This window comes from Acinetobacter sp. 1125_18A (assembly GCF_052824985.1).
In genome coordinates this window covers 74,545-94,020 of record NZ_VTDG01000009.1, presented here as the reverse complement: position 1 = coordinate 94,020, position 19,476 = coordinate 74,545, and the positions used below count along the sequence as shown (strand labels likewise).

At 36.5% G+C, this 19,476-nt stretch carries 21 protein-coding genes and 1 pseudogene; 12 read left to right on the top strand and 10 right to left on the bottom strand.

The window, feature by feature from the left end:
• Positions 1-26: 26 nt before the first annotated feature.
• From phoR to FY049_RS15835, 3 genes are all read right to left on the bottom strand, one after another.
• Entirely contained in the window at positions 27-1,385 is a 1,359-nt protein-coding gene (gene phoR, locus FY049_RS15845; protein WP_004718725.1) for a phosphate regulon sensor histidine kinase PhoR, read from the bottom strand.
• 25 nt (positions 1,386-1,410) lie between these two features.
• A complete protein-coding gene (gene phoB, locus FY049_RS15840) occupies positions 1,411-2,121 on the bottom strand; it encodes a phosphate regulon transcriptional regulator PhoB (protein ID WP_004718724.1) in 711 nt (236 codons plus the stop codon).
• 273 nt (positions 2,122-2,394) lie between these two features.
• A complete protein-coding gene (locus tag FY049_RS15835) occupies positions 2,395-3,069 on the bottom strand; it encodes a TetR/AcrR family transcriptional regulator (RefSeq protein WP_446083997.1) in 675 nt (224 codons plus the stop codon).
• 212 nt (positions 3,070-3,281) lie between these two features.
• Here FY049_RS15835 and FY049_RS15830 point away from each other — a divergent pair, with 212 nt between their 5' ends.
• Positions 3,282-4,127: an SDR family NAD(P)-dependent oxidoreductase gene (locus FY049_RS15830; protein WP_333666367.1), complete on the top strand. Its 846-nt coding sequence runs from the start codon at positions 3,282-3,284 to the stop codon at positions 4,125-4,127.
• Positions 4,128-4,222: 95 nt separating this feature from the next.
• On the opposite strand, the gene FY049_RS15825 is transcribed toward FY049_RS15830, so the two are convergent.
• Positions 4,223-5,590, bottom strand: a complete 1,368-nt coding sequence (locus FY049_RS15825; protein ID WP_154130178.1) for an MATE family efflux transporter — start codon at positions 5,588-5,590, stop codon at positions 4,223-4,225.
• A 127-nt stretch (positions 5,591-5,717) separates the two neighbouring features.
• Positions 5,718-6,872, bottom strand: a complete 1,155-nt coding sequence (locus tag FY049_RS15820) for a methionine aminotransferase (RefSeq protein ID WP_446083996.1) — start codon at positions 6,870-6,872, stop codon at positions 5,718-5,720.
• A gap of 397 nt (positions 6,873-7,269) precedes the next feature.
• Here FY049_RS15820 and FY049_RS15815 point away from each other — a divergent pair, with 397 nt between their 5' ends.
• Positions 7,270-8,034 (top strand): hypothetical protein, encoded by a 765-nt coding sequence (locus FY049_RS15815; protein WP_446083995.1) that lies wholly within the window; start codon positions 7,270-7,272, stop codon positions 8,032-8,034.
• A 234-nt stretch (positions 8,035-8,268) separates the two neighbouring features.
• Here the strand turns inward: FY049_RS15815 and FY049_RS15810 are convergent, their stop codons facing one another.
• Positions 8,269-8,946 carry a hypothetical protein gene (locus tag FY049_RS15810; RefSeq protein ID WP_446083994.1) on the bottom strand — a complete coding sequence of 226 codons (678 nt, stop codon included), beginning with the start codon at positions 8,944-8,946 and terminating at the stop codon, positions 8,269-8,271.
• Positions 8,947-9,034: 88 nt separating this feature from the next.
• Here FY049_RS15810 and FY049_RS15805 point away from each other — a divergent pair, with 88 nt between their 5' ends.
• The 5 genes from FY049_RS15805 (at position 9,035) to FY049_RS15785 (ending at position 11,670) form a co-directional block, all read left to right on the top strand.
• On the top strand, positions 9,035-9,358 hold the full coding sequence (locus FY049_RS15805; RefSeq protein ID WP_314337017.1) for a hypothetical protein: 324 nt from the start codon (positions 9,035-9,037) through the stop codon (positions 9,356-9,358).
• A gap of 2 nt (positions 9,359-9,360) precedes the next feature.
• Positions 9,361-10,290: a hypothetical protein gene (locus FY049_RS15800; RefSeq protein ID WP_446083993.1), complete on the top strand. Its 930-nt coding sequence runs from the start codon at positions 9,361-9,363 to the stop codon at positions 10,288-10,290.
• The gene (locus tag FY049_RS15795; protein WP_446083992.1) at positions 10,274-10,927 is read left to right on the top strand and encodes a hypothetical protein; all 654 of its coding nucleotides are present in this window, start codon (positions 10,274-10,276) and stop codon (positions 10,925-10,927) included. The genes FY049_RS15800 and FY049_RS15795 overlap by 17 nt, the downstream gene beginning before the upstream one ends.
• Positions 10,928-11,155: 228 nt before the next feature.
• Positions 11,156-11,470, top strand: a complete 315-nt coding sequence (locus tag FY049_RS15790; protein ID WP_446083991.1) for a hypothetical protein — start codon at positions 11,156-11,158, stop codon at positions 11,468-11,470.
• A 20-nt stretch (positions 11,471-11,490) separates the two neighbouring features.
• A complete protein-coding gene (locus FY049_RS15785; protein WP_446083990.1) occupies positions 11,491-11,670 on the top strand; it encodes a hypothetical protein in 180 nt (59 codons plus the stop codon).
• 190 nt (positions 11,671-11,860) lie between these two features.
• Here FY049_RS15785 and FY049_RS15780 read toward each other — a convergent pair.
• Positions 11,861-12,046: pseudogene (locus tag FY049_RS15780) on the bottom strand (BrnA antitoxin family protein); the annotation flags it as partial.
• 357 nt (positions 12,047-12,403) lie between these two features.
• Between FY049_RS15780 and FY049_RS15775 the strand changes: the two are divergent.
• On the top strand, positions 12,404-13,162 hold the full coding sequence (locus FY049_RS15775; RefSeq protein WP_224964544.1) for an SIMPL domain-containing protein: 759 nt from the start codon (positions 12,404-12,406) through the stop codon (positions 13,160-13,162).
• A 68-nt stretch (positions 13,163-13,230) separates the two neighbouring features.
• Here the strand turns inward: FY049_RS15775 and FY049_RS15770 are convergent, their stop codons facing one another.
• Entirely contained in the window at positions 13,231-14,550 is a 1,320-nt protein-coding gene (locus FY049_RS15770; protein ID WP_004718689.1) for a DUF445 domain-containing protein, read from the bottom strand.
• Between the two features lie 28 nt (positions 14,551-14,578).
• Positions 14,579-15,145, bottom strand: a complete 567-nt coding sequence (locus tag FY049_RS15765) for a CC0125/CC1285 family lipoprotein (protein ID WP_446083989.1) — start codon at positions 15,143-15,145, stop codon at positions 14,579-14,581.
• A gap of 240 nt (positions 15,146-15,385) precedes the next feature.
• On the opposite strand from FY049_RS15765, the gene FY049_RS15760 reads away from it, so the two are divergent.
• Entirely contained in the window at positions 15,386-15,913 is a 528-nt protein-coding gene (locus tag FY049_RS15760) for a dihydrofolate reductase family protein (RefSeq protein ID WP_446083988.1), read from the top strand.
• A 99-nt stretch (positions 15,914-16,012) separates the two neighbouring features.
• On the opposite strand, the gene FY049_RS15755 is transcribed toward FY049_RS15760, so the two are convergent.
• Positions 16,013-16,552, bottom strand: coding sequence for a DUF924 family protein (locus FY049_RS15755; RefSeq protein WP_004718682.1), 540 nt, complete (start codon positions 16,550-16,552; stop codon positions 16,013-16,015).
• Between the two features lie 210 nt (positions 16,553-16,762).
• On the opposite strand from FY049_RS15755, the gene gshA reads away from it, so the two are divergent.
• The 3 genes from gshA (at position 16,763) to FY049_RS15740 (ending at position 19,456) form a co-directional block, all read left to right on the top strand.
• Positions 16,763-18,340, top strand: a complete 1,578-nt coding sequence (gene gshA, locus FY049_RS15750) for a glutamate--cysteine ligase (RefSeq protein ID WP_151957492.1) — start codon at positions 16,763-16,765, stop codon at positions 18,338-18,340.
• A 28-nt stretch (positions 18,341-18,368) separates the two neighbouring features.
• Positions 18,369-18,863 carry a disulfide bond formation protein B gene (locus FY049_RS15745; RefSeq protein ID WP_446083987.1) on the top strand — a complete coding sequence of 165 codons (495 nt, stop codon included), beginning with the start codon at positions 18,369-18,371 and terminating at the stop codon, positions 18,861-18,863.
• 77 nt (positions 18,864-18,940) lie between these two features.
• Positions 18,941-19,456 carry a hypothetical protein gene (locus tag FY049_RS15740; protein ID WP_446083986.1) on the top strand — a complete coding sequence of 172 codons (516 nt, stop codon included), beginning with the start codon at positions 18,941-18,943 and terminating at the stop codon, positions 19,454-19,456.
• Positions 19,457-19,476: the final 20 nt, after the last annotated feature.

Here is a 19,476-nt window from a genome sequence, read left to right as displayed (position 1 = left end):
CGAATTAATCAAAAAAAAATCAAATATTAACCTGCAAAATCAAGGCGCTCTTTGGGGAAAACCACTCTAAAAATAGACCCCCGATTTTCTTTAGAATCAATTTCTAAATACGCATTATGTTGCATTAAAACATGCTTCACAATGGCAAGCCCTAAACCTGTTCCACCCGTTTGGCGGCTTCGTGCGCTGTCTACGCGATAAAAGCGTTCGGTTAAACGCGGAATATGTTTTGGATCAATCCCGATCCCGGTATCTTCAACAGTGAAATAACCATGTTCACTGTCATCATGCCAGCCGATTGTAACAGTGCCACCTTTAGGGGTGTATTTAATCGCATTGGTGATTAAATTACTAAACGCACTGGCAAGCTCTGCATCAGAACCAATTAAGTCACAATGACTGTCGATATCTAAATTTAAAGTATGGCCATAATCGACATTGTAGGCTTGTGCATCATCAAAAAGCTGATTCATCAAATTCGGCATATCGATGATTTGATTTTTTGCGACCTGTTTATTGCCTTCCAAACGTGAAAGCAAGAGTAAGTCATTGACCAACGCATTCATACGCCGTGTTTGCGATTGCATTTGTTCAAAGGCACGTTTCCAGCGCGGATTTAAATCTTCTTGGTCGGTAAAGGTTTCGATATAACCACTGAGTACAGTCAGCGGGGTACGAAGTTCATGTGAAATATTGTCGACAAAGTCTTTGCGCATTTGTTCCAGATTATGTACACGTGTGACATCGTAAGCAACGAGCAAACGGCTCTCACTGCCAAAACGTGTTAGTTTAATCTGTACATAATGCTCTTCATAAACCGAAGATTTTATTTTAATGCCATCTGGAGATTGGTCGATATTATTAAAATATTCAATAAAGCTCGGCTGGCGGATAATGGTCAAGATATTACGACCACGATCTAGCGGTTGAATGCCTAACAGTCTTTCCGCAGCAGGATTCCACCATTCAATTTGATGTAATTCATCCGTTAAAACAACAGCTTCTGCTAAAGCTATCAGTGAGGATTGCGCCCGATCAATCAATCCGACCATTTCAGCTTGAACAACCCGTTCTTGGCGTTGTGCACGATAAACATTAAAAAGCAGCGCACCCCAGATACCTTCTAGATTGGGTGGAGAGTCGTAAGGACGATTCGAAATCCACTCATTGACCAAGTATAAAGAGCGTAATTGAAACAGAAAAAAAACAGCAAAACCGATGGAAATACAAATCCAAAAATACCCTATCCCTAAACCAATAAATCCGCCAATGATGAGTAAAAAACCAAGCAGGCGTAAATCTTGTTTTGCAAATTCCCACAAGCTACTGTAACGGAATTTTTTATGTTCTCGTGCAAGATCTGGGACGGGGTAGGGTTCATACATAGAAATTTATTTACCTTGAGAATGCTTAACCTAAAGCAACATCTGCACGGGTAGAGAAGCGATAACCCGTTCCACGTACAGTTTGTACGTAGCGATCAGCACCATAAGGTTCAAGCACTTTACGTAAGCGGCGGATGTGTACATCTATGGTACGGTCTTCAATATACACGTTACCACCCCAGACTTGATCAAGTAACTGGGCACGTGTATAAGCACGTTCAGGATGTGTCATAAAGAATGCCAATAAGCGGTATTCTGTTGGACCCATTTCTAAAATATTATCACTAAAACTGACGCGTTGGCTCACTGGATCAAGTATTAATCCATTGGCATCAATGGTTTTTTCGCCACTGAGTGCATTGGCACGACGAAGGACAGCTTTGATACGCGAAACCAATTCACGGGTAGAGAATGGTTTGGTCATATAGTCGTCTGCACCAGCATCAAGGCCTTGAACTTTATGATCTTCTTCGCCACGTGCTGTCAACATGATGACTGGAATTTCTGCCAAGTTTTCATCACGTTTTAAGCGACGACATAAGTCTACACCGCTCACACCGCCAGGCATCATCCAATCGAGTAAAATCAAAGACGGTCGTTGGTCAACAATCATTTGATGGGCTTGTTTTGCATCTTCAGCTTGCAGGCATTGAAAACCTGCCATATCCAATGAGGTATGAATCATTTCTCGAATCGGAAGTTCGTCATCGACGATTAATATATAGTCATCTTTCACAACGCAATATCCTATGTATGAACGGTGTACCGTCTTTTATTTATGACAGGCTTATTACAAAGATTAATTATGACAGTATCATTGCAAAAAGAAGATGTTGACGAATTTTTGCAAAAAAATGTGACAAATAATCGTCGATATGATGAATAATCCATGACATTTTTAAATAAATGTTCCATTTTGAGAAAAGAAATTTATTTAAACTGAACATAAAAATACGCTATTTGACAGTTTTATGACAATTTTATGACAGGATTGTGCAGGCTAAAAAGCTTATTTAGATGAAAATGAATCAATCAGCGATATAAATACAATTTCACATGCTGAGACAATTTCTTCAAGCGATTGTTTAAATCCACCCATGACCCAGCGCACCGCAATTTGAGTTACATAGCCATTTAAACCTGTGGCAACCAAGGAAATTTCTTGTTCACTGCGTTTAATATGCGGCATCATCAGGGTGACAAAGGAGTGAATTAATCGGTCAAAACGGCCCATCGTTTCATGGATCGTGGCATGATTATGCAGTTCTTGAACCAGCATGGCATCGATATAAATAATACGCGCCACACGTGGATCATTTTTTAACATGGTAAAGATTGCAGTTAAGCCACCACGGATCATGTTTTTAGGATCAGGTGCTGCTTGCATAACCCCTTGCATCACGGTTTGCTGTAATTGTTCGATCAGTTGTAGAAAGATGACTTGGAACAGTTCTTCACTTTTTTTGAAGGACTCATAAAAATAACGTTCAGTCAGCTTGGCTTCATTACAAATATCTTTGACGGTGACAGAAAAAAAGCCATGCGTACCATAAGCTTCAATCCCTGCTTCGATCAACTTTTCTCGACGTGCAAGTTTCCGCTCAGATAAGGACATGCCTTTAAATTGACGCTCTTTGGCTGCTTTATTTATAGTTTTCTTTTCAGTGGAAAGTGGCTCATTCATTGTAAAAAATTACTCGTGTCATATTTGATTGTCACAAAGAAGCGCTTATTTTAGCAATAAAAGCCATTGAAACCTATTCTAGAATTTTTGTATAAAAAAACATCGACTAAATCATAATATAATATTGACAATAATGATTGTCAAAATTATATTGAGCAAGTGAGCTGCACATCACTCTGAATGCTTTGTGCGGGTTTAAAAAAGGATAGACAATGAAAAATTTTAAAAACAAAGTCGCTGCAATTACTGGTGCTGGCTCTGGTATGGGACAACAACTTGCTATTTTATTGGCAAAAGCAGGTTGTCATTTATCCATTAGTGATGTGAATGAAAAAGGTTTAGCTGAAACCGTTGAACTGGTCAAACCGTATAATGTTCGTGTGACCTCAAAGAAAGTGAATGTTGCCAAAGTTGAAGAAATGCGAGCTTGGGCTGCGGATACGGTGCAAAATCATGGTTCTGTAAACATGATTTTTAACAATGCTGGTGTGGCTTTAGGTTCTACGGTAGAAGGTGCATCTTATGACGAACTAGAATGGATTATGGATATCAATTTCTGGGGCGTTGTATACGGAACAAAAGAATTTTTGCCTTATATCAAAAAAACAGGTGATGGGCATATCATCAACATTTCGAGCTTGTTTGGTTTAACCGCGCAACCGACTCAGTCTGCATATAATGCATCTAAATTTGCGGTACGTGGTTTTACTGAATCATTACGTCAAGAATTAGATATCGAAAAGTGTGGTGTATCAGCGCTATGTGTTCATCCAGGCGGCATTCGTACCAATATTGCAAATGATGCACGTATGAATGACAGCTTACGTTCTTTAGGAATGAACCCTGAGAAATCAGCTAAAGCATTTAATAAACTATTACGTATGCCACCAGAAGATGCTGCTCAACAAATGTTGGATGCTGTACTGAAAGACAAACGTCGTTTGCTTATTGGAAATGATGCAAAAACCTTAGATTTAATTCAGCGTATTTTACCGACTGGATATCAAAAAATTACAGGTTTTGCGACCAAGTTTAGTAAAAAGCTAGAACCAAAATAATTGATTTATAAAATGAAAAAACCGTCAAGCTGACGGTTTTTTCATTTTAGATATTGTGAAATAATCTGTTGAATTAGAACTCAATATCCATTCATTTAAATTAAAATCTCAATGGTTTTCTTTTTCCAAACAAATTGATAATACAAACCTTGCATAAGGCATAGACTGAAAAAGGTCAGTGCAAGCGCATACCAAATGCCTTGTAAACCAAACCACTGACTAAATAAATAAGCACATGGAACTTCAATGAGCAGGATGGATAAAATATTAAAAATCATAGGAACAGTCACGGTTCCGCTGGCCCGCATGATTGAGGCAAAAATTGCACTTGCACCAAAGAATATAATCGACCACAACACGATAAATAGTAATTGTTGCCCCAATTCAATCACTGATGGATCTGTAATAAACAACGCCATCAAATATTTTGAACAAATATAGGCCAAGAGTACCAATGAACCTGTAATCACAATATTACTCAGCAGCGCCGTTCGCGTCACTTTTGCCAACAGCTCAGATTTCCCAGCACCAATCGCTTGAGCGGCAAAGATGGAACCCGCAATGGCAATCGACAATGCAGGGAATTGGATATAGTTGAGCACTTGGTTGACTGCACCATAGGCCGCTGTTGCATGTGCACCATGTTGGTTAACCAGTCCAATCACCACCAGACCTGCGACCGAGTTGGTCACCATTTGAATACCTGTCGGCACACCCAAGCGCAAAATACTGCGACTAAATTGTGGGTGATAGCGGATATGTTGGATTAACGCTGAATCTGGTCTTAAAGCATGATCTTTTTTATTCAAATAGATATAGAGAAAAGTTAAGGTCGAAATAAAGCCTAAGCCACTGGCAATCGCTGGAGCAATAATACCAAGCTTAGGTAGACCAAAATAACCGCCAATCAAGGCTGGGGTTACAATCACACCCACAATGATCGTCAGACTTGATGCCATCAAGGGTGTAGTACTGTCACCCACACCCCGTAAAATAGAGGTGTAGGTGATGTAGATGAATAGAAAAGGGCTACTCATTAACATCCATTGAACATAGGGCAGTGCAAGATGCATGATTTTGGGATCTATACCCAAAAGTAATAGAATTTCTTTGGCAAAAAACACCCCTAAAAAGGCAATGATTGATCCACCAATCAGGGTCATAAATAACAATGCACCAACAATGGTACGCACTTTTTCGATATCTTTGGCGCCCCACGCTTGCCCAACCAGCACAGTTGCACCTGTAGATAGACCAATCACAAAAGCCAGCAATAAAAATAGAATCGGGAAAAATACCGAAATTGCAGCAATCGCTTCTACACCGAGCATCTGTCCAACAAAAATGGTATTAATTGTTCCAGACAGATTTTGCAGAATATTGGTTAGAATCAGTGGGCCAAGGAAGATTAAAAAAACCTTCCAGAATTTGGGTTGGTGAAGCATATCGGGACGAGCTGGCATCTTTTATTCTACTGTCTATTTCGAGTGTCTTTATCTTATTGATAATATAACAAACGCTGGGTAAAAAGCCTGAGTATTTGAGTAACTCAGGCTTTAATTTTACAGAGATGATCTGTATGGGTTGGGATTAAATTTGATTTAAAATTTCACAGGCCTGAATCAAAGTTTGCTCCTTTTTAGCAAAACAAAAACGCACTAAACGTAAGTTTTTAGGGGCTTGCTTATAAAAAACAGAAACTGGAATCGCCACAATTTTATGTTCTTCCGCTAAGAATTTACACATCTCTACATCATTTAAATCTGGGCGAATTTGGCTGTAGTCAACATTTTGAAAGAATGTGCCTTGAGAGGGAATTAAACTAAATTTTGAATCCGCAATACCTGAAATAAATAGGTCACGCTTTTGCTGATAAAAGCTTGATAGCCCGTCAATATGTTCAGGATGTTGTTGCATAAAATTGGCAAGCGCCATTTGTACGGGGGTTACCCCACAGAAGTTGGCAAATTGATAAATTTGACGAAATACTTTCATAAGCTCTGGTGTCGCAATGCAATAACCTGTTTTCCAACCTGTCACATGAAAGGTCTTACCAAAAGAGCCCACCACAAAACTACGATCTCTAAGTTCTGGAAATGATAATGCCGAATAATGTTTTTCGCCGTCAAAAATTAGATGTTCATAGACTTCGTCTGAAAGCACAATAATATTTTTATCTTGAATCAGTTCAATTAAATTTAGCCAGTCTTGTTTAGACCAAATCGCCCCAGTTGGATTGTGCGGGGTATTTACTATGACCATACGGGTTTTATCTGTAATCGCAGATTTGACTTGATTCCAATCCACAGAAAACTCAGGTGCATTGAGCAGGATATGAATAGCTTTACCACCGACCAATTGCACGCTTGGTGCATAGCTGTCATAGCTTGGATCAAAAATAATCACTTCATCGTCTTGATGAATGATGGCTTGTATTACGCTAAAAATCCCGATCGTTGCCCCCGGGGTGATGGTGATTTCTGTGACAGGATCAAGTTGTAATTGATCACGGTTTAAAAACAGTTGCGCCAGTTGTTCTCTTAGCGCTAATAAACCATCGCCAGCAGCGTATTGGTTAAAACCGTCTAATGTGGCTTGGCTGAGTGCTTGTAGCAAAGCTGGTGGTGCATCAAAGTCTGGAAAACCTTGTGACAAGTTAAGGGCGTTAAGACGATGTGCCATAGCGGTCATGATGCTAAAAATGGTGACGCCTTGTGCAGGAAGTTTGGAGTGGATTTCGATCATGACCAGACTAATTTTATAAATGCATTGGTGGCAGTTTAGCAGGTCGTTTTAATGAGCTGAATAGGATTAAGAAATCTATTGGTTAGGGGAGACAATGGGTGTTCAAGATAGATGAAGTTAGGTTTTGGATGTGAGGTAATGTTTTGTTACATAATATATTGGGGGAGTAAGGTTGGTATGAATGTTGTGAAGCCTGTATGTTATCAATAGTTAAAGGTAGATATGACTTCGTATAATGCCCATTATGTTAAGTGGATAGTGATTTAGTGGAAAATTCAAATATTGGAAATTACGCATAAGAGATTTCTGTTAAATAAAAATTTTTAACCTATTCTAGTATTTATTTTATTTTTTTGGCAAAGTACTGAAATTAATTATCTTTATTAAAAGTATTTTCATGCTAGAAATTATTAACAACAATTGGTTCATTGGTATTGTTGGAGGTTCTATTAGTGGTCTTCTTGTTTGGTTTATAACAAATTATCTTTTTAAAAGTAAGCAGACACAAGCGTACATACAAAAAGTACTATCTGTTAATAGAGAATTAATTTATTCCCTTAGATCAGGGATTTCTCAAAAAGATTTACCAAATTTAGAAGTATTAGCAGCATTAAGATCTGCGACTTCTAGAAAGTATTCTGTTGATATTAATGATATTTATACAAATAAAGAATTAGCTGAAGAGTTAATAAAAGAAGTAATGGATTCTAGTTTTATTCCTGTAGAGTCTAAAGCAAGTTTCTGTGCTTTACTAAGTCCTTTAATAAAAGAAGAGTTACCAAAAGAACAGCTTCTTGAGGATAAAAAAATAAGACTTGATTATAAAAATGACTTGATCCACACAATGTCATTAACATTGTCTATATTAGTAGCAGTATTTACATTTTTAGCAACGGTTACCCAAACGATGCCAAATTTATCATATATAGCTAATGATAGATTTCTAATAGGTATTATTATACCAACACTAACAGCAATTTTAGCTACGACTGTTGCTATATTTTCTGTGCGTATCAGTAGAGCTAAACTGAAAAAAAGAGATCATATAAATAATGACTTAATGGGGAGCATTAACAAAACTATCACTAGTGATAGTCGAGACATTGAGAAAAATCAGCTAAATAATAAGAAAATAGATAATACTGTTGATCGTATTAATTAATTTTCCTAAAATTAACATAATACAGCTTATACGAAATTATTGAAATTTTCATTTTTATATCAATATTTTAGTCAAAGCCGTTCTAGAGTTCAGCGCACTGGAACGGCTTTTGATTGATTTTTCACGTTCCACGATTTTTAAATCAAATTTTCGCATGATTGAAAATCATAAAGACTTTTTTGATCAAATATTTTTGAACATACTAGATTGAATAGCTTTTTTTTACTGGTTTGGTTAAAACCCTTTAACTTCTAATAGCTCATCCTGAGTATTTGGAACATGACCAAAGTTGTACTTATCCTTAGTTTGAAAGAATATATCAAAGCTTTGGCTCATTAAGGGATCACATAGGCTTTGCTTCTGATAAATCGGTGCTATTCGGCTGATGTAGTAATTTACCCAATCCGTTGGATTGGAGAAAGTTGAATAGTCTTTTAGATCTCTATAGAGATGCTGTAAGTCTGTTGAAATGCTCTCAATGTTGGCGTGAAAGAGCCAAACTGATATATCCAGTGGTTTAACAGCAATCAGTTTGTATGGTTGTAATGGATCAAATCGCTCGATTTTATAGAGCTGTGCACCATGTTCGCTATAACTGGAGCACAACAATTTCGTATTTTCCACTTGGAAATAATTTGTTCCAATTTCTAACTCTCTCATCTGTCTTGAAATTTCAAGGCATTTAGGAAGTTTGTTTAGATCGGAATGCGCTAATTTTTTAAATAATTCAATAGATCTACTAACAACGTAGCTTTCACCAGTACCTGTAATGATACCGTTATCCCACGGATAAATTTTTGAAGCCATTTCTATGTTGAATTGGCTTTCCGTTGTTTCTTTTAAAACAATTTTCTTATTGTCTGCTGCAATAATGGCGCTGTCATTTAATTGTATCGCAATGATAAAAGTCATAATTTTATTGTAAGTTTTGAATTATTGAATTTTTATATTAAACTATATTTACAACTTATTTTATAAAAACTTAATAAAAAGGTGGGCTATGGCAGGTGGTTCTCAAATTATTATCAATAAAAATGGGATAACTATAATCACTCCAGCAAAGTTTGAAGTAAAAGCTGGGCAGCATATTTTTAAGAGCGGGGCAAAGGTGGAAACAAGATTACCTTTCCTCCCTGAAGGTACTACATACAATTTACGATATTTATTTACTGATGATAATGGAATTCCTTATAAAAATACGCCATATACAGCAATCTATCCGAATGGATCGGAAATAAAAGGTATGACAGATAAGGATGGTTACTCATCTACATTCTTTTCAAATGAAGAAAAAGACGTCCAAATTCATTTGGAGCTAAAATAAAAATGGGTATTCCACCAAGAAAGACTTCAACAGCAAGAACTTCTACTCAAGAAAATAATATACAACATATTAAAATTACTAGGAAAAAACAATTATTTCTTTTATTCTGGGTTGCTGAAAAAGATGTTGGTAAGGATTTTTTTAAAGAATCAGCTCAAACGAGATTAATAAATATTAAAACACTCAAAAATTTTGATGAAACTATCCATAAGGTTCATTGCCCTCCTTTACATGGATTCACCGAAATTCAAAAAATTATAGATTATTGGGTTAATCATTATGGTGGGAAAGATCTAGCTGAAGTAAAAGAAGTAAGCTTTTTTTCACATGCTGGGTTAGATGGTCCTATTATTTATAGTGCAATAAATAACACTCCAGTGGAAATGTTAGAGCCTCAATATAAATCACAACTCATTATGGAATATTGGCAAAAAATTAATTTCTATTGGGCTAAAGACTCTAGACTAAATTTTTTTGGTTGTAATACTGCATATTATAAGAACAAAAATAAACGTTTTGTTCGTCAAGTTTCACAGTCTAATAATGTTAAAGATATCATTGTTTCAGGACAGTCTACTTCTTCTTTTCCTTCATTTTACCCAGATAAAAGATTTACAAGTTTAGCAAGGTCATTAACTTTTAAAAACGGACTGACATCAGATCCTTACGATAAAATTAATCTCAGCCCTTCAGTCGCTTGGGATGTTGGACCAACATATATGGTTGGTGGAAATGAAGGGGAAGGGAAGAAAGCTTTAAAACGCAGTGAGAATACTCCAGTGAATAAAATGCTTTTTTATAAGAATGATTTATTACTATCAGAATCATCTCAATCTTTTTTTAATGATCATAGAGTTGATCGTAAGAATGATGATGGTTCTAAAGAATATGCAGCGTTAATTCATTGGAGAGCAAATGGCTTTGATAAATAAAAAAATAATTTTTCTGATCTTCTTTATATTTTTCTTAGGATGTTCACAAGATATGCAAGAGTCCACTCATTTAAATTTTAGTATAGAAAATAAGGAAAGTTTGAAAGATTTAAATGTAAATTTATTTACATATAGAAAAGATTTTAATTCAAAATGGTACGGTTTGGTTAAGAAGGAAACAATTGTTAATCAAGGAGATTTAATAAAAAAAACTTCGATTAATTCTAATGTTTTTTATTATGAATTTTATGTGTTTAATACTAATTTTAATAAAATGTATTATACCGAAAATATTATTAAGGATAGTGTTGTAGAAAATAACTACTCTTTTGCAGAGGATCACCTAAAATTTAAAGTTTATAAAAATAAAGAGTTGTTTAGCGATGGTATTTTGTACTACAAAAAATTTGAAAACTCTGGAGAAAAAAAATTTATTTACTATGATCCGAACAAAGCAAAGTTTGAACTTACACAATTAGAGCCTGATACAATTACGATCCTAGAATCTATGACATTTGAAGAGTTGTTAGAAACAGATAAGCTATTAAATAAAGATATTTTAAAATTAAAAAATATATCGATGAGTCAAAAGAAAAAGTTAATTGAGGCACATAATATGAAGAAATTTGAAAATTGAACTTATAACAGTATTTAAATCAATGCAATATAGCTCTTTTACAAATAAAAAAATGATCATGAGTAGTGAATTATATTGGTATTGAAATTTTCTTCTCCCTCTGGGAGAAGGCTAGGATGAGGGAAATTTTATGTTGATCTATAGTTTTAAAAGGGCTGATGAAAGAAGTCTATTGTAATGATTTTAAATCACAACGAGAAATAGAGATTATAAATTAAGGATTTAACTATGGTTTTAAAGTTATTTACAATTTTTATAGGATTAATAGTTATGGTTTCATGCTCAAACATATCTTCGCAGAATTATGAAACAAATGTAGATATTATCTTTGATAAATCTATAGATAATAATGACTTAAAGTTGGTGGTAAATCCGTATGGGTATCTTTTAGATGGACATGAATTAAAAAAATATATAGGAAAAACTAGCAATCATACTGTTTTATTTAAAGATGGGAGAATGCAAATTTATAAAAAAGAAAATATAAAAACTTTTAGTGATTATTATATCTACGCAAAATATAAAAATCAGTACGCAAAATGAAGTATACCAATGGTTTAGTCATGGGTGATAATAAAACTGATATCAAAATATTTATAAATATGTCTGAAAATATTGCATATTTATCTTCGAGTGAAACTTCTTCTAGCGTTGAAACTATCCATCAAAATTCTTTTAAAGATAAAGAAAAATTTAGTCAGGATGATATGAATATGTTAAAAAATCTAGATGATTTAAATTAACATAACAACGAAAAGTTTTAAGTTGAATAGTTAAGAAAACAGCAGTTCTGCACCAATTAGTGAATGAGAAATTTCATAGATAATAATTTATTTAATGACTTTGCTTCTTCAATTAAAGAAGCTGGATCAATCGAACGTAAAGAGCTTTAAGCAAGTCTAATTACTTATCTTGCAGACGAGAGGTTTGTTATTTCAATGGATGATGACGTTGCTCATGGCGAATAGCTTTGCTCCAGTTAGTAATTTCTGGAATATCAGAAAGGTCTATGTGTTCGTCAGAGATTTTACCTCTCGCAACTAAACGTTGGATTTCTGTTTCACGTTTGTCTTTGAACTTTTCATTAAGTTCTTCTTTTGTATATCTAACCATGCTCATATTTTCTTCTCTCCGTTTTAGTGGCATCTTTGGCTCTGAGTAAACGAATGATTTCGGTGTGATCTTCTAATTTAATACTATAGCAACTAACAAACCATAAATCATATTTATGGTTTGCCAAACCTCTTTTCCACTAACAAACCCTTATAAAAGATTTTTTAATTAAGACTTATCAGAAAATTAAAGGTATTACCCTTTAATTTTCTGATATTAACCAAGATTGAGTTATAAGGCGTGATCAATCTTTATAGATGACGCAAACTATAACGCAATGTTGTTTATAGGGGCAAAGTGGGTTGACTTGTCGTAGGATCCTTACTATAACTTATTTATAATAATTTTAGCGATACTACAATAATGGAAAATAAATCAATCACATATAAAACTTTATGGGTCTTTGCACTCATTCTAAGTTTAGGATTCATTATCTCGGCAAGTGTCATGGGCTATGCACTTAAGCAGTTTAATGGTGAAAAAAATTCAATAGTCGTCAAAGGGTTGGCTGAAAAACCCATACAAGCAGATCTAGCGCGCTGGGAGATTCATCTGCAAACCAGTCGTGCTTCAGACAGTGTTTCAGCCGCCTATCAATTGTTAGATCAAGAAGTAAAAGCACTACAAGATTTCTTTATTGAGCATGGATTTAAAGCAACAGAAATGAAACTGGGTAATAAAAGCTCTCAACCCTATTATGAAGAAGTGAATCAAGGCGAGGGGAAATTTACCCGCGAGTTTAGAGGCTATACTGCGATGCAATCACTAGTGATAAATAGTCGTGATATTCAAAAGATTGAGAAAGCCGCAAAAGATGCGTATTTATTAGATGAAAAGGGGATCTCCATCGAGCAAAAACCGCAGTATTTGGTGTCGAATCTAGAAGAAATAAAAATGTCATTGATCGCCAATGCAACTAAAAATGCGCATAGCCGTGCCAATGAGTTTGCAAAAGTCGGTGGGGTAAAAGTCGGTGCGATGCGTTCTGCAAGTCAAGGTGCGTTTTATATTTTACCTGAAAGTGGTTCTGATGATGACAGTGATTATGGCGGTGCTTATGACAAAGCCACCATTAATAAAATTGCGCGGGTTGTCGTGACCATCAATTATGCGATTGATTGATACAGCATTTAAATTGATAAAAGTGCAGTGCTAAAAAATGGGAGCTAGACTCCCATTTTTTTATATTCTCAAATCGCAAAATCAATCACAGCACGAATCACACCTAAACTTAGACCAATAAATGCACCCACCACAACACCATTAACACGGATCATATGTAAATCACCGCCTACCTCATTTTCAATCTTGGCGATCATTTCGGTAGAGTCCCATTCATGGATACGTTGACTAATAAACTTAATCACTTTCTCACTATATTGGTCACTTAAATTGATGGCAATTCCGCTGATTCGATCATTCAGCAATTCACGTACAGACTGATTTTGCATCAAGTTTTCACCGAGCTGCTGAATGGCGATACGTAAATTCATGGCAATACCCGAGTCTGCTTTAAGCAAGTCAGATTTAACCGCATCACATAAAATCACCACAGCACCAGTAATAAAGTTGAGTACTGGTTCGCTGTCTAACAGGGCATTCTTGGTTTCATTTAAACTGATGCTGGCATGGCTATTGTTATCCGCCAATTGCAACATAAGCTCATGTGCAGCTTCTTCAATTTTTTGACGAATTGGATGCTCCTGATCAGCAAGCATGGATTCCACTTTTTCAATCACTGAATCAATGGTGCGTTGCTCAACATCAATCCCAATCCAGCTGGCACCTTTGGCAAGGCGTGAAACACCAAGCTCTTTAAACATAGTTTGGGTAATTTCACGGGTTTTTTCAGGATGGGTCATCATCCATTCATGGGCGATATCCAGTCCACGTTGTAATACATCTTGATGGAAATCATTTTCTAAAACTGCACGCAACATTTCACTTGCCAATTGGTTCATTCGAGTATTTCGAACCCATTGCACACTGTTGTTTTGAATAAAGCGTCCAATTTGGTCTTGCCCGACAAATTCGAAAATTTTAGGAACAGTCTGCTGAATTACGTCCACCACTTGACCGTTATTTTTAGGATTGGCCAGCCATTGACCCACAGCAAAACTAAGATCAATACTTTTTAAACTACGTTCAACAATTTGTGGGGAGAGAAAATTTTCTTGGACAAATTTACCCATCGATTCCGCAATACGTGCTTTATTACGTGGAATGATTTCGGTGTGATCTTTGAGGAATTTAGGAATGGGAATTTTCCCAAAGGGATTGCGAAACAACACGGTAATCGCATACCAATCGGCTAAGCCACCGACCACGCCAGCTTCAGCACCCAGCATGAGAATATGAATAAACCAAGCATACTCAGGCATCAGTTTGGCGGAAATGATCAAAGCAAACCATGCGACAACAGCCACCACCAAAGCGATGGTCGCAAAGCGTTTGCTTCGATCTAAGTTTGGAATTTCATTGAGAACTTCACTTTGTTCAATTCCGCTCATTCATTTTCCTAAATCGATTTCTACATTTTTATTTCGTTGATGTTACCGCATCAGGCTGTGGTTGCAGTACTTGTCCTGTCGGACTAACACCATATTTTTGTCCTAAAGATTGCAAAATCAGACGAGCGTCAAAAGCATCATTCGGTGATGATTTTTTATCTTTATAACATTCTATCGTATAGGAAATTTGCACAGGGTCAATGGTCACCACTTGTGGCATATCATAAAATGGGTCATTCCAGAACACAGGATGACGACGATAGCCCCAGCCATATGGATAGTAGTTTGATGATGGGTAAACTACTGCTTTACGAGGCGGTTGCTGAGTGCGATTAATTGGATCATCTAAAACCTTGAAGTAAGTAAACCCATTTAAAAGCGTTGTTTGTGCGGCTTTGACAAGGTTAATTTCTTCAGCTGTTCCAAAACTCATATTGCTATTGCCTTGGAAGCTGATGCGATAGCTATGATCGTTAAGTGGAACCGTAGTGTATTGCCCAAGCTGGTCAAAGGTACGTGGTTTGCTTGGTGTCGTCGCACAACCTGTGATGGTGAGCGCCGCTGCAATAGTTAGACCAATGAGTACTTTGTTCATGTGTCTCTCCTTTCCATTCTTCTGGATGGAATTTAATGAATTTATAATCCTCAGTATATTGTTCTAAATTGATGGACTGACAATGAATTTCAAGAAGAATTTTGTTAATTCAAAATGATACTCAACAAGATAAATGACTGTTCACGTAAAATTTAAACAATAAGCCCTATATTATGCGTATTTGATCCATGATAAAAAAATAAAGACTGTTGAGAGTGAAGGCTGTTGAGAGAGGGTTAAATGAGTATTCAAATTAAAGGTTATATTGCAACAAGTGCAGATGGCTATATTGCAACACTGGATGGTTCTGTAGCCTTTTTAGCGCCATTTCAAAGTATTGACTGTGGATATGATGGTTTTATCCAAGATATCGATATCGTGATTATGGGGCGTAAAACCTATGAAGTGATTTGTTCTTTTGGTGAGGCGTGGCCCTATCCAAACCAGAAAGGATTTATCGTCACTTCTAATCCTGATTTAGCTTTAACTCATGCCTCGCTTTCGCGGTGGAACTTAGGTGTGGATGAACTTGTTGAGCATCTCAAACAGAATTATAACGGCAATGTCTGGATTGTCGGTGGAACACAATTGCAGAATACCTTTATTGAACAGAAGCTGCTCAATACTTTAGAGGTTTTTATCATGCCTGTTCTTCTTGGAAAGGGCATACCGCTCTTTTCAAGTTTTGACTCGCATGAACAGCAGTTAAAGTCCATACATGCAGAAATGATTGAAAATACCATTATTAAACACAGCTATGTTTTCTAACGCTTGTTGTTTCTGATGGATCAGCATGCTTTGATGCGCGGGTCAAACAGCTTATGCAAAATATTTCTGCATAAGCTGTTTAGATAAAAATAAATAGGATTAAAAATGACTATTCGGCTGTTTTAAAAATTCAATTTCTTCTGCCGTTGAGCTTCGCCCTAAAATTTGATTACGGTGAGGATAACGTCCAAAACGATCAATAATCACTTTATGCTTTTTCTCAAAATCTAAATTGAGTGGATTACCCAGCTCTTCAAAAAGTTGTAAAGCTTGGATATGGATAATTTTTGATTCACTATGCATAAATGGCATATACAGGAATGAACGCTGTTCGGGGCTTAATTGCTGATCTAAATTTAGCTGAATTGCTTCTTGTGCTAGCGCAAGTGCCAAGGCATCTTGTGCAAAAGATTCAGCATGATCTCGATACAAATTACGCGAGAATTGATCTAAAACAATAATTTCAGCCAAGCGACCTTCTGCTGTGGCACGCCAAGTCCATAGCTCACAATGTTTGGCTTGATCCAAGGTATGTGCAAATCGCTGGTGCAAAGTTTGATCGAATGCGTCACTTTTTGCGAACCAAAATGGTTGAGTTTCTTCACTAAACCAAAAATCGATAATTTCTTGATAATTCATAGTAGTTACAATTCTTTAGTGGTAATTTTTCTATAAAATCACAAATTTTAGATGTCTTGTAGAGGTAGTTTGTGTTAAAAACTTTTCCGAAATAAAGTGAATAATTCATTTAAAACAACGATGCTTATACGTGTATATCGATAAATAACGTTATACTGCGCGCATCAAAACATTTTATTTTAAAAAATTCTTTAAGATAAGCGAGTAAGTATGAGTCAACCCGAAACGATTTCCCAATCTTTAGTACCAAATTGGGTGGATTCTACCTTATTCAGAGGCATGTTACGTGGCATCGAACGTGAAAGCCTGCGTATGCAAAGTAATGGCTTTTTATCACAGGCTGATCATCCTCAGTCTTTAGGCTCAGCCCTAACACATCCGCATATCACCACAGATTATTCAGAAGCTTTGATGGAGTTTATTACACCTCCCAAAGAAAGCATTCCTGAAGCATTAAGCTTTTTAACCGATGTACATGCTGTTGTGCATCGCCATTTAGAAAATGATGAAAAGCTATGGACTTTGTCCATGCCATGTATGCTGGATGACAAAGAAGAAAATATCCGTTTGGCACAATATGGTACATCCAATATTGGTCAATTCAAAACCTTATACCGTCATGGTCTCGGCATCCGTTATGGGCGCCGTATGCAGACGATTTCGGGTGTGCATTATAATGTGTCTTTCCCAGATGCGTTATTTGAACAATTACAACAACACGAAAGCAATCAAGCGCTTAAAGCATTAAGCCTGCAAGATTATCGCAGTCATCGTTATCTTGGATTAATCCGTAACTTTATTCGTTTAACTCCTCTCGTGATGTATTTGGTAGGTGCCAGCCCTTCAGTCTGTAAATGCTTTATGACAGGGCGTGAGCATCAATTGTTGCCTTTAATCAAAGGCACATTATTTCTACCTTATGCCACAGCATTGCGTATGGGGCGTTTTGGTTATCAAAATTCTGCACAAAAACAATTGGGTATTCATTACAATAATTTAGAAAGTTATGTGGCTGAATTACAAAAAGCAGTCAATTCACCTTATGCACAGTTTAGTCATTTAGGTTTAAACGATGCCAATGGTCAGCCGATTCAAATTAATGATCACGTCTTACAAATTGAAAATGAATACTACAGCTTAGTCCGTCCAAAACAAGTGCCACAAGCAGGGGAAACGCCATCTCAGGCCTTGTCAAATCGTGGGATTGGCTATGTTGAGTTACGCGCGGTAGATGTAAATCCATACAGTGCGATTGGCATCGATGAGGATACAGCAGGCTTCTTGGAAGTGGTTGCGTTGTATTGCTTGCTTAAAGAAAGCCCAGATTTATGGGATGAAGAACAAGATATTATTGAGCAAAATCAGGCTGAAGTGGTCAATCGTGGTCGTGCGCCAAATGCGAAAATCATTGAAGCGGGTGTTGAATATCCATTACTTGAGTGGATTCAACAACATGTCACCGCCATGCAACCACTTGCAGATCTACTCAACCAATCCTATGCAACAGATTTATATCGCCAAGCGTTGATGGTGATGCAAACACGTATTGATGATGTGGATGAAACACTATCAGCGCATGTGATTGCCGATACTGTAGAGCAAGGTGGTACATGGAATTTTGGTGGCTATATGGCCAATCAACATATCCAAAGTTACGAACAACATGTATTAAGTCCGGAAACTTTAGCGTATTTTGAGGGGCTTACTCGAACATCTCTCGCAGAACAACAGCAACTTGAACAAAATACAAGTATAAGTTTCGAGGATTATCTGAGTAAATTTAGATAAAGCATTAATTAGATAATGAGGAAGTTCCATGCAATGGCGTAGTTATCGCTTCGTAAGTGGTCTTTTATTTTTGGCAAGTGTGATTGGTATGTCATTTGCGCTCTATTTAGAGCATGTACAAGGCCTTGTGCCATGTCCACTATGCGTATTTCAACGTATTGGATTGATTGGTCTAGGGCTAATTTCACTGATTGCCTTTTTGCATAACCCAAAAACAAATGTATTTAAACGCATTTATAGCTTTTTGGGTTTAGCTGCGATTTCTTGGTCAGTTGGTGTTGCCGCTCGTCATGTGTGGCTACAGAATCTACCCAAAGATCAGGTCCCAAGTTGTGGTCCCGGTCTGGACTATTGGGTCAACACTTTGCCTTTAAAGGCTGTGTTTGAAAATGTGCTTAAGGGTTCTGGCGAATGTGCCATGGTTGATTGGACTTTCTTAGGACAGTCTTTACCTGTTTGGTCATTACTGTTTTTCAGTGTATTGGCATTGATCAGTCTGTGGCAGTTGTTTAGAAAGTACTAATTTAAAAACATTAAGAGCCAGTCTAAACTGGCTCTTTTTTCATATAAACTTCAATTATTTATAAATCAAGCAAAATCATGAATCATAAAATAAATTTAGCCGGGATCGGCATACTGGTCTGCTTGGCTACAACACAAGTCTCTGCAAAACCAGCCAACAATGTGGTCAGTAAAGATGTGTCTTGTCAGTTTAAATCTAAGTTTGATGACACTATTCCAGCCGATGTTTCCTATATCAAATTGGGCGCTCAGCCATTTAAAAAATTTATTGTCGATCCAGATTATTTTTCAAGTCGAATTGAAGACTGTCAGTTACATGGCGGCAGATACTACGTATTGTCTGTGTCGCAGAGCCATCCTGCTAGAACGCTTGCCCAGTCGCTGATTGGGGTGACGCAATTTGATTTAACAGGCAAAAAGCTCAGCCAAAAATTTTATAATAAAGCTTGGACTTGTGAATTAAAACAAGGCTTTATTGCAAAAAATCAACGCTTATTGATCGATACCCAATGTGCAGAAAAATCAAACTTTGATGAATATGGTGACATGATTGATCCTCAGCAGAACAAGTCTTATCAAATTGAAGTGAAATAGCAAAAAAGGCTGATTGAAGA

Coding starts and splice junctions, on each gene's coding strand:
- phoR (WP_004718725.1), bottom strand. CDS start 1,385: ATGTATGAACCCTACCCCGTCCCAGATCTTGCACGAGAACATAAAAAA.
- FY049_RS15835 (WP_446083997.1), bottom strand. CDS start 3,069: ATGAATGAGCCACTTTCCACTGAAAAGAAAACTATAAATAAAGCAGCC.
- FY049_RS15830 (WP_333666367.1), top strand. CDS start 3,282: ATGAAAAATTTTAAAAACAAAGTCGCTGCAATTACTGGTGCTGGCTCT.
- FY049_RS15825 (WP_154130178.1), bottom strand. CDS start 5,590: ATGCCAGCTCGTCCCGATATGCTTCACCAACCCAAATTCTGGAAGGTT.
- FY049_RS15820 (WP_446083996.1), bottom strand. CDS start 6,872: ATGATCGAAATCCACTCCAAACTTCCTGCACAAGGCGTCACCATTTTT.
- FY049_RS15815 (WP_446083995.1), top strand. CDS start 7,270: ATGCTAGAAATTATTAACAACAATTGGTTCATTGGTATTGTTGGAGGT.
- FY049_RS15810 (WP_446083994.1), bottom strand. CDS start 8,946: ATGACTTTTATCATTGCGATACAATTAAATGACAGCGCCATTATTGCA.
- FY049_RS15805 (WP_314337017.1), top strand. CDS start 9,035: ATGGCAGGTGGTTCTCAAATTATTATCAATAAAAATGGGATAACTATA.
- FY049_RS15800 (WP_446083993.1), top strand. CDS start 9,361: ATGGGTATTCCACCAAGAAAGACTTCAACAGCAAGAACTTCTACTCAA.
- FY049_RS15795 (WP_446083992.1), top strand. CDS start 10,274: ATGGCTTTGATAAATAAAAAAATAATTTTTCTGATCTTCTTTATATTT.
- FY049_RS15790 (WP_446083991.1), top strand. CDS start 11,156: ATGGTTTTAAAGTTATTTACAATTTTTATAGGATTAATAGTTATGGTT.
- FY049_RS15785 (WP_446083990.1), top strand. CDS start 11,491: ATGGGTGATAATAAAACTGATATCAAAATATTTATAAATATGTCTGAA.
- FY049_RS15775 (WP_224964544.1), top strand. CDS start 12,404: ATGGAAAATAAATCAATCACATATAAAACTTTATGGGTCTTTGCACTC.
- FY049_RS15770 (WP_004718689.1), bottom strand. CDS start 14,550: ATGAGCGGAATTGAACAAAGTGAAGTTCTCAATGAAATTCCAAACTTA.
- FY049_RS15765 (WP_446083989.1), bottom strand. CDS start 15,145: ATGAACAAAGTACTCATTGGTCTAACTATTGCAGCGGCGCTCACCATC.
- FY049_RS15760 (WP_446083988.1), top strand. CDS start 15,386: ATGAGTATTCAAATTAAAGGTTATATTGCAACAAGTGCAGATGGCTAT.
- FY049_RS15755 (WP_004718682.1), bottom strand. CDS start 16,552: ATGAATTATCAAGAAATTATCGATTTTTGGTTTAGTGAAGAAACTCAA.
- gshA (WP_151957492.1), top strand. CDS start 16,763: ATGAGTCAACCCGAAACGATTTCCCAATCTTTAGTACCAAATTGGGTG.
- FY049_RS15745 (WP_446083987.1), top strand. CDS start 18,369: ATGCAATGGCGTAGTTATCGCTTCGTAAGTGGTCTTTTATTTTTGGCA.
- FY049_RS15740 (WP_446083986.1), top strand. CDS start 18,941: ATGAATCATAAAATAAATTTAGCCGGGATCGGCATACTGGTCTGCTTG.